General features: G+C 73.6%; 3 protein-coding genes. All 3 read right to left on the reverse strand.

Annotation, left to right across the window (positions count from 1 at the left end; all coding sequences use genetic code 11):
• A partial coding sequence (locus D7V93_RS46950) for a SpoIID/LytB domain-containing protein (protein ID WP_244237620.1) occupies window positions 1-2,361 on the reverse strand: 2,361 nt, incomplete at its 3' end.
• Window positions 2,362-2,364: 3 nt separating this feature from the next.
• On the reverse strand, window positions 2,365-7,080 hold the full coding sequence (locus D7V93_RS30905; protein WP_120646800.1) for an alpha-2-macroglobulin family protein: 4,716 nt from the start codon (window positions 7,078-7,080) through the stop codon (window positions 2,365-2,367).
• Window positions 7,077-8,577, reverse strand: a 1,501-nt coding sequence (locus D7V93_RS30910) for a hypothetical protein (RefSeq protein ID WP_120646801.1), incomplete at its 5' end; no start/stop codon positions are given. The genes D7V93_RS30905 and D7V93_RS30910, both read right to left, overlap by 4 nt.

An 8,577-nucleotide genomic window follows, 5' to 3' on the forward strand; every position in this document is an offset into this window, starting at 1 on the left:
TTGCAGGAGGGCGTCGCTGGAGAGGCCGGTGGCGGCCTTGGCGGCTTCGACGTCCAGGCCGTCGCCGTGGCCCCGGCCCTGCCCCTCGAAGAGGATGCGGGGGCCGTCGAAGGAGGCGCGCTGGGGACAGGAGGGGAGCTGGAGGCCCGCGCGCAGCGTGTCGCAGGGCAGCGAGCGCGCGTCCTCATAGGGGGCGCCGGCCTCGCCTTCGGTGCGCAGGTAGCGCACGCGGCCGGACTCGAAGCGCAGGGACACGAGGTGGGTGCCCAGCAGGGCCTCCACCTGGGCGCGGGAGCGGAACTCGCGCCAGGGGGTGGCCCCGCCCTGGGAGAAGGTCAGCCAGGCGTCCCACTTCAGCGGGGGGAGCTTGAGCGCGCGGGTGTCTTCGGGGCGCAGGCGCACGGTGCCGCGGAAGGCCTGGCAGTGGGTGGTGTCGCAGAGGGCGCGGCCGGGGTGGCGCAGGGCCCCGTGGCGCTCGTTGTGGGCCACCACGCGGCAGAGCGCGACGCGGGCCTCGCCTTTCAGCGTGACGTCCTCGGCGGCGACGACCCCGGCGGTGTACTGCACGCGCGTGGTGCGGAAGACGAAGTCGGAGCCGCGCCGGGCCTTGAGCGCGCTGGGCGTGGTGGGCACGCCCGGGGGCGGCCGGTAGGGCGGAGGCGTGGACCAGGTGAAGACGCCCGCGTAGTCACGGCCGCCATCGGGGCCCTCCGGGAAGCGCACGCGCCAGGGGCTGCCCAGGCACACCGCCGGGCCCTTCGCGGTGAGCGCGTCCAGGCGGGAGAAGTCCGTGGGCGCGGGGCGTGGGGCGCCGTCCTCCAGCGCGAAGCCCGCGCCCGAGCAGCGCGCCTCCACGGACGCGGAGGGCAGCAGGCCGAGCACCTGTACGCGAGCGGCCTCCAGGCCCGCGGCCTGGTTGCGCACGCGGGAAAGGAGCGCGGGGACTTCGTCCACGAAGTGCCGGGGCATCTTGCCGGGCCGCACGGCCACGAGGACGAGGTCCGCGTCCACGGCGGCGATCCACCCGAGCTGGGGGCGGCTCGCGGCATCGCGCACCGTGCCCGTCTTGGTGGCCACGCCCTTGAGGGCCTTCGACGTGGAGAGGCCGCTGAGCGTGCCCTCCTCCACGTTGCCGGTGAGGAGCGCGAGCACGTCGGGGCGCCCTTCCGCGAGCAGCCGGTACGCCTGGGCCATGCCCCACGGGGACAGGCCGTGCGCGGAGCGCAGCCCGATGGCCTCCGTCATATCCGCGGGCAGGCCGGTGAGGCCCACCGCCGAGAGCACCGGCCCCCAGACGCCGAATTCCTTGGGCGCACGCCCCGTGGCCTCCCAGTCCAGGAAGTAGCCGTTGCAGGAGCGCAGGAGCGCGAGCCGCGCATCCACCTTCGGAGGCAGGCCCGCGCCACACGCCCACTCCTGCACGCCAGCGCGTGGCGCGAGCAGCGGAGGGGATGCGGCGCCCGGGGAGGGTCCAACACGCGACGCGTCTGGCGGGGTGTTCACCGCACGAGGCGAGGCCGCCGCCCCTTTCGAAGCAGCTGATGCGCCTGGCGAGTTGCTCACCTCGCGACTCGACGCCTCCGCCCCTGGAGCATCCATCGACCGCGAGGCCATGGTCCCGGCCGCGTACAGGAACGGCTTGAGCGCGGAGCCATACGGCACCGCCCTGCGCACGTCCCCTTCCGCGAACAACACCTCCCCCGAGTGCCGGCTCACCACCACCGTCGCTGGCTCGGGCGCGAGCACCGCCACGTCCGCCAGCTCCTCCACCGACAGGTGGGACGCCCACCGCGTGCCGTCGTGGCACTGGCGCAGCCGGCGCGTCAGCGCGGCGGGGAACCCCACGTGCTCGCCCAGGATGCGCGCCAGTCCCCTGCGGGCCCGGGGCGTGTCCACCGCGGGCGCGCTCGCGACCTCCTTCGCGGCTCGCGACAGCGACTGGTACCCGGACTCGCGCCACGCGGGCAGCTCCCCGCTCACCGTCAGCGCGAACGCCTCATGGAAGAGCCGGTCCTCGCTGGACGCGGGACACGCCCACCACAGGAGCTGGTGCGCCAGTTCGTGCCGCAGCGCCGTGCGCAGCCGCGCGTCCAGCACCCCCGGCGTGCTCTGCCGCAGCTCCACCATGCCGGGGCGTCCCTGCGCGTTGCGCTCGGGAGGCAGGGCCTGCCCCTTCTGGAGCGTCACGGTGGCGGGGGCCCGTGTCGGAAGTCCGCCCGCCTGCGCCGCGTACCGCGCCTCCAGTGACGTCCAGGCGGCCTGCGCTTCCCCGCGCAGGTCCGCCTCCGGCGTCACGTCGCCCCGCGTGACGAAGGTGGGCGAAGCCGACAACAGCACGGCGACGGCGACGGCCCACCCCATGGGCTACAGGTCGCTCACGGACGTCTTCGAGGGCACCACCTTCAGCACGTCCGAAGCGGTGCGGCCCCGGATGCGCGCCGAGTACATGTCCTCGATGGTGGCCGGCGGCGCGGCGAACGTGCCCGCGAACTGCGCGCGCATCACGTAGCCCACCGTGCGCGGGCTGTCGCTCCACCACGCCGGCTCCTCGAAGAAGAACGTGGCGTGAGAAGGGTCCAGTTGCCGGCGCTTGAGCGCCTCCGGCGCCAGCGGCAGCGAGTGCGGAGGCCCCCGGAAGACCTTGTCCTCCAGCAGCGCGACGAAGCCCGCCGGCACCGCGTCCTCCACCACGTAGTACGCCGAGCGCGCCCGGTTCTCGCCGCGCGCATCCAGCGTCAGCTCCACGTAGACCTCCTCGCCCTGCGTGACGCTCGCCCCCGTGTCCAGCTTCACCTTCCCGCCCTCGCGCAGCACGTAGTACGCGCGGTTGACGGACATGCCCTCCACGCGCGGCTGCACCGCCTTGAGCGGCGTCGTCGCGGCGGCGCGCAGCGTGGCCACGCCGTCGAAGCCGCCCACGTCCACCGTGCGCGTCCCCGCCGGCAGCGTGGCGACGAGCCCCATGCCGCGCGAGGCGAACTTCACCGGCGCCGACGCGCCCTTCACCTCCGGCGGCGTCATGCCCTTGAACGCCTTCGCGTCGCGCTCCACCAGCCACAGCGAGTGCAAGAGCGCGGTGCTCCGGTCGAAGGTGGACAGGCCCGGCTCGCTCAGCATCTCCAGGATGCGCTTGCGCGCGCGGGTGACGTCCAGCGACCCGAACGACGCCGCGTGCGCGGTGATGGCGGTGAGGCCCACGCGCCGCAGCGGGAAGCGGTAGAACGCCTCGGACGTCTCCGCTTCACCCTTGAGGCTCGCGAGCTTCGCGAAGCCCTCGCCGCTCTGCTTCACCAGCGCCTGGATGCGCGCCTGGAGCGCGGGCTCCTTCATCACGCCCGCCTTCTCCGCGGCCAGCACCGCGAGCGCCAGCGAGTACAGGTCCCCGGGCTGCGCACCCTCCACCAGCGCACGCACCCGCGCCGCCTGTCGGGGCCCCTGCAACCGCGCGAGCACGTAGGCGCGCGTGGCGTCGTACTCCAGCGGCAGGCCCTCCTGCGCCTCCACCCACTTCGCGCTCTCCACGATGCGCGCGTCGTCGCGGTCCACCAGCCCCGCCTCCGCCGCGTACGCCAGGCCGTCCAGCGCGATGAGCGTGAGCGGCAGGCTGGGCTCGCTGTAGCCACCGAACCAGGTGAACCCGCCGCCCTTCACCGCGAGGCCGAGGATGCGGGCCGTGCCCTGCACGGAGCGACTGCGCGCCTCCGCCAGCAGCGCCTGCGAGTCCGGGTCCAGCTTCTCCAGCGCGCCCGCCTTCTGGAGCACCTGGTACACGGCCACGTTCGGCACCGTCGTGGACACGAGCTGCTCCAGGCACCCGTACGGGTACGTCAGCAGCTCGCGCACCTGCGTGAGCGCCGCGTCCACGGTGGACGGCTGGAGCACCAGCTCCACGCGCGTCAGCGTCGCGGAGCCGGGAGTGTCCAGCGAGAGCGCCCCGCCGCCCCACGCGCTCACCTGCACCGCGTCCTCCACCGCGGCTGGCGCCACGTCGAAGCGCTTGAGGTCGCGCAGCGGATCCTTGCCGCCCGTCACGTCCACCGCGAGCTCCGCGGGGCCCGTCTTCGACGCGCGCAGCGTCACCGGCACCACCTGCTCGCCGCCCTCGCCCAGCTCCAGCTTCTTCTGGGTGGCGGCCGCCTGGAGCGCCCCGCCCGGCTGGATGCGCAGGTCCAGCAGCTGGCTGCCCTTGGACTTCTCCCCCGCGGACAGGCGCACCGACGCCAGCGCCTCGTCGCCCTCGCGCAGGAACTGCGGCAGCGCCGCGTAGACGTTGAGGCCGCCGCGCGTGGCGAACTCGGATGTGCCCTCGCCGAAGCGGCCGGACGTGTCCGCCGCCACCGCCGTCACCACCCAGAGCGTCTGGTTGGAGGGCAGCGTGAAGCGCACCGTCGCGCGCCCGTCCCGGTCCGTCACCACCGCCGGATCCCAGTGCGCCGTGTCCTTCTCCAGGTCCTTCGCCTGACGGCTGGGCGGCTTGATGGACGCGAACGCGTGGTCCGGCAGGCCGGACATCTTGCGCGCCAGCTGCTCGCCGTAGCCGTACCCCTGGAACTCCGCCGAATAGAAGCTCGTCACGTTGTCGCGCGCGGGCGGATAGAAGAAGTCCAGCACGCCCGGACGGAACTCGCCCTGGATGGCGTAGACGGCCTTGTCCACCACGCCCACGGAGAGCTGCGCCACCACGCCGCGGCCCTCGCTGTCGGTGACGCGCACGTCCACCGCCTGCTCGGTGAGCGGCAGCGCCTCCGCGCGGCGCGCCTGGAGCGACACCGTGAGGGTGCGCTCCTTCGGAACCACGCGGAACGCCACCGTGCGCTCCTCCCAGCGGCCCGTCGCCGTGGGGTACGCGACGGACGCGTACACCGCGCTGCCGAAGCGCTTCTCCACCGGGAACGCGTGCACCAGCGTGCGGCCCTTCAGCGGCACCACGGTGGTGCCGTACAGGCCCGCGCCCGTCAGCGTCACCCACACCGGGCCATTGTCCTTGCCGCCCTGCCCCCAGCCATCCGGGAAGAGCGCCACCAGCTTCGCGCTGTCGCCCGGCTCCAGCGTGCCGGACAGCGACGCCAGCGTGAGGTTGGGCACCTGCGCCACGGGCTCATCCGCCGCGCCGATGACGAGCAGCGACTCCTCGCCCGTCCACGCCTCGCCCTTCTTGTCCTTCACCGTCACCCGCGCGATCACCGCGCCCACGTCGGTGGTGGGCACCTTCTCGCGCGACGTGCCGTCCTGCGCGGTGGTGAACGCGTGCGAGCCCAGCGGCTTCTCGCTGCCGTCCGCGCGGCGCAGCACGAAGGCCACCTCGCCCTGGGTGACGCCGTAGGGCTTGCCGGACAGCGTGGTGGCGCGCACGGACAGGAGCGCCTCCGAGCCCTTGGCCACCACCGCGTCCGAGTACCGCGCCACGCCCAGCACCTCCACCTTCGACAGGAAGAAGGCGGCGGTGCCGTTGGCGAACGTCTCCTGATCATCCCGTGCGCGCACGGTGAGGCTGTAGCGGTACGGCAGCCGCTCCTCGCCCGGCTTGAGCGCGGGGACGGCGACCTCCACCTCCGCCTCGCCGCTCGCGTCGAACTCGCTCGCGCTGGACCACGGGTCCTCGCCGGCCTCGCGCTCCGCGACGGAGGAGTACAGCCGCTCCGGCACGCTCAGCTTGCCCTCACTGGTGGAGGCGGTGCCGTACGTCACCGCGCTGCCCTGGCCGCCCTTGCCCGCGTCGTCCACCCACGCGGGCGCGTCCAGCAGGCTGCGGTAGAGGAACACCTCGTACTTCGCGCCCTTCGGCACGCCGCCCGCGTACCGGCGCGCGCGCACCTTCACGCTCACCGTCTCGCCGGGCACCACCGTCTCCGACGCCGGCTGCACCTCCAGGTAGAACGTGGGCTTCACGTAGTCCTGCACGCGCGCCTCGCCCTGGTAGGGGTGCGTGTCCAGGTCCGCTTCGATGCGCAGCACGCCCGTGCCCAGGTCGTCGGGCACCTGCATCGTGCCGCTGAACGCGCCGAACTCGTCCACCACCGCGCGCGTCGCGATTTCGCGGCCCTCCTGCGACACCAGCTTCACGCGCACGTCGCGCTTCTTCGGCGTGAACAGGCGCGCGAGGAACGTGTCCGGCTGGCGCACGAGCCCGCGGAACTTCACCTCGTTGCCCGGCTTGTAGATGGGCCGGTCGCTGTAGATGAACACGTCCGGCGCCACCGCCAGCGCGGAGTAGAAGTCCGTGTCCACGATGGCCGTGTCCTTGCCGGACGTCACCGTCGCGAGGATGCGCGGCTCCGCCACCTGGAGCGTCAGCTCGCCCTTGTCGTCCGTCGTGCCCGTGGGGCCCTTGCCCGCGGGCAGGTACACCTGCACCTGCGCGCCCGCGCGCGGCTGCTGGTCGCGCCCCGCCACGCGCACCAGCACCTGGCCGTCGGTCTGCTTGAGCTGCACGGTGACGTCGCTGACGACGAGCACCACCTGCCCCTCCACGCGGCCCTGCACCAATTGGAGCACGTAGGCGCCCGGAGGCAGCGGGGCCAGCAACACGCGGCGCTCCTGGAAGCCGCCGCTGTCATGCCCGGTGTCGAAGCCGGGCACGTTGAAGTCCCGCTCCGTGCCGCCCAGGTCCAGGTTGAGCCACTGGCTGCGCACCACCGTGAAGCCCGGCGGCGTGCCCACCAGCTTCTCCGGCCCTTCGGCCACCTTCGCCAGCGGCTCGTCCGACGATGCCTCGTCCGGCGGCTTCGGCAGCGCGTCGCTCACCTCCTGGCGGAACTCCGGGCTGAGCGCCTCCATCAGCACGAGGCCCGGCGAGCGCACGGCGTTGAGGCCGCGGCTCAGCCCCCGGCCCGGGTTGATGAGCGTGGGCGGCGTCTGGTACGCGCGCCGCAGGTCACCCTGCGCGCGGATGAAGGCGTCCAGGTTCGCGGGCTGCAACACGCGCAGCTCCACGGGGCCCTTGTCCTCGAAGGCGACGTCCACCGCCACGGGCTCGCCGCTGCCGTAGGAGCGCGGGACGGTGATGTAGAGCGGCTTGGCCAGCGCCACGCCGGACACCAGGAGCGCGGCCAGGGCCGCGAAACGCACCGTCGTCTTCATGTTCCAAATCCTCCCGGCACCAGGGCATCGCCCTTCACCGTGCCGCGAAGTCCCAGGTACGGCAGGGACTCCAGGTCTCTTCGGGCCGCTTCGACTTCCGGCGGCGCCGCCTTGGACAGCGGTGACGAGCGGTCCACGCGCGCTTCGGACGTGTAGCCGTCCATCGCGAGTCCGCTGAGCAGCCGCCCCGTGTTGATGCCGAACACCACCGACGCGGGCGCGCGCAGCCCCGTCACCACCGGCCCCGCGGCGTTCAGGAGGTTGGGCCCGCGGCCCTCACACGCCTTCTTCAGCCGCTCCACCTCTTGCTCGCTCGTGGCCAGCACCACGTGCTTGCACAGCGTGGCGCGCGTCAGCGTCCGCGCGCCGCCGGAGAACAGCGTCTGCAAGCCGTCCGCGTCCTCTTCGCGGCCCCACAGGAGCGCCAGCTCCGGCTCCAGCGACGGGGTGCCGCGCGGCGTCCACACCAGGGCCACCTGCCGCGTGCGCGTCTTGCCCTCGCCGCCTTCCGTCCAGAACGTCTTCAGCGCGGCGGGCTCCAGCGACTCGGGCAGCTTGAGCTGGAACGCGAGCAGCACCGGCGTCTCCTCCGGAACCAGCTTCAACAGGTCGTCGGACAGGGGCGCGCTGTCGAGCGGCGCCACGTTCTCCAGCAGCTTTCCGGAAATGCCCCGGCCCACCAGCCGGTCGCCCTCCACGCCGAACTGCAACCGCGTGTCCTCGCCCAGGCCCAGCACGTGGGTGAGCAGCTGCGCCTCGCGGCCGTAGGCGTTGGCGTCGAAGCCCACCTCCACGTCCACGCCGTCGTCCGCGTCCAGCTCCGGCAGGGGCGTGCACAGGCCCTGAAGCACCACCACCGGGTGCCGCGCAAGCACCACCCGGTCCGCCGTGCGCGCGGCCCACACCGTCTGCTCCGCGACGAGCCAGCGCGACAGGTGGAAGCCGCCCTCGGGGGCCTTCTCCGTGCTGGCCGGGCAGCTGTCCGCGGTCATCTCCCCGCGCTTCGCCACCGCGTCCATCGCGTCCCACGCCGCCAGCGACGTCTTGCCCGCCTTGGGGACGATGAGCGCGGGCGTTCCCGCGCGCGTGGCGCCGCTGAACCACACCGTGCGGAAGGGGGCGTCCAGGAGCTGTCCCGCCACCACGTCCAGCACCGCGCCCTTGAAGGACGCCTTGAGGTCGGTGCCGGTGGAGCCCAGGAACGCGGCCCACCCGCTCACGAAGCCCTGGCCCAGCGGCTTGTCCAGCTGCTCCTTCAGCCACGCGTTGCGCACGAGCGCGTCGCGCACCTTCCCCGGCGCGTGCACGTCCACCCAGATGGCGGCGGTGGCGGCGGAGCCGGGCACGTCCATCTTCGTCGGCGAGGACGGCAGCTCCGGCATGCCCTCCACGGAGGCGCCCGCGGAGGGCGGGCCCTGGCGCTCACCGGAGGAGAAGGCCGTGCCGGATCCGCCCCCGGATCCGCTCCCCCGGCGACCGAGGACGAAGGCCCCCACG

Origin of the sequence: Corallococcus llansteffanensis, assembly GCF_003612055.1 — a bacterium.
Lineage (GTDB): Bacteria > Myxococcota > Myxococcia > Myxococcales > Myxococcaceae > Corallococcus > Corallococcus llansteffanensis.

Coding starts and splice junctions, on each gene's coding strand:
- D7V93_RS30905 (WP_120646800.1), bottom strand. CDS start 7,080: ATGAAGACGACGGTGCGTTTCGCGGCCCTGGCCGCGCTCCTGGTGTCC.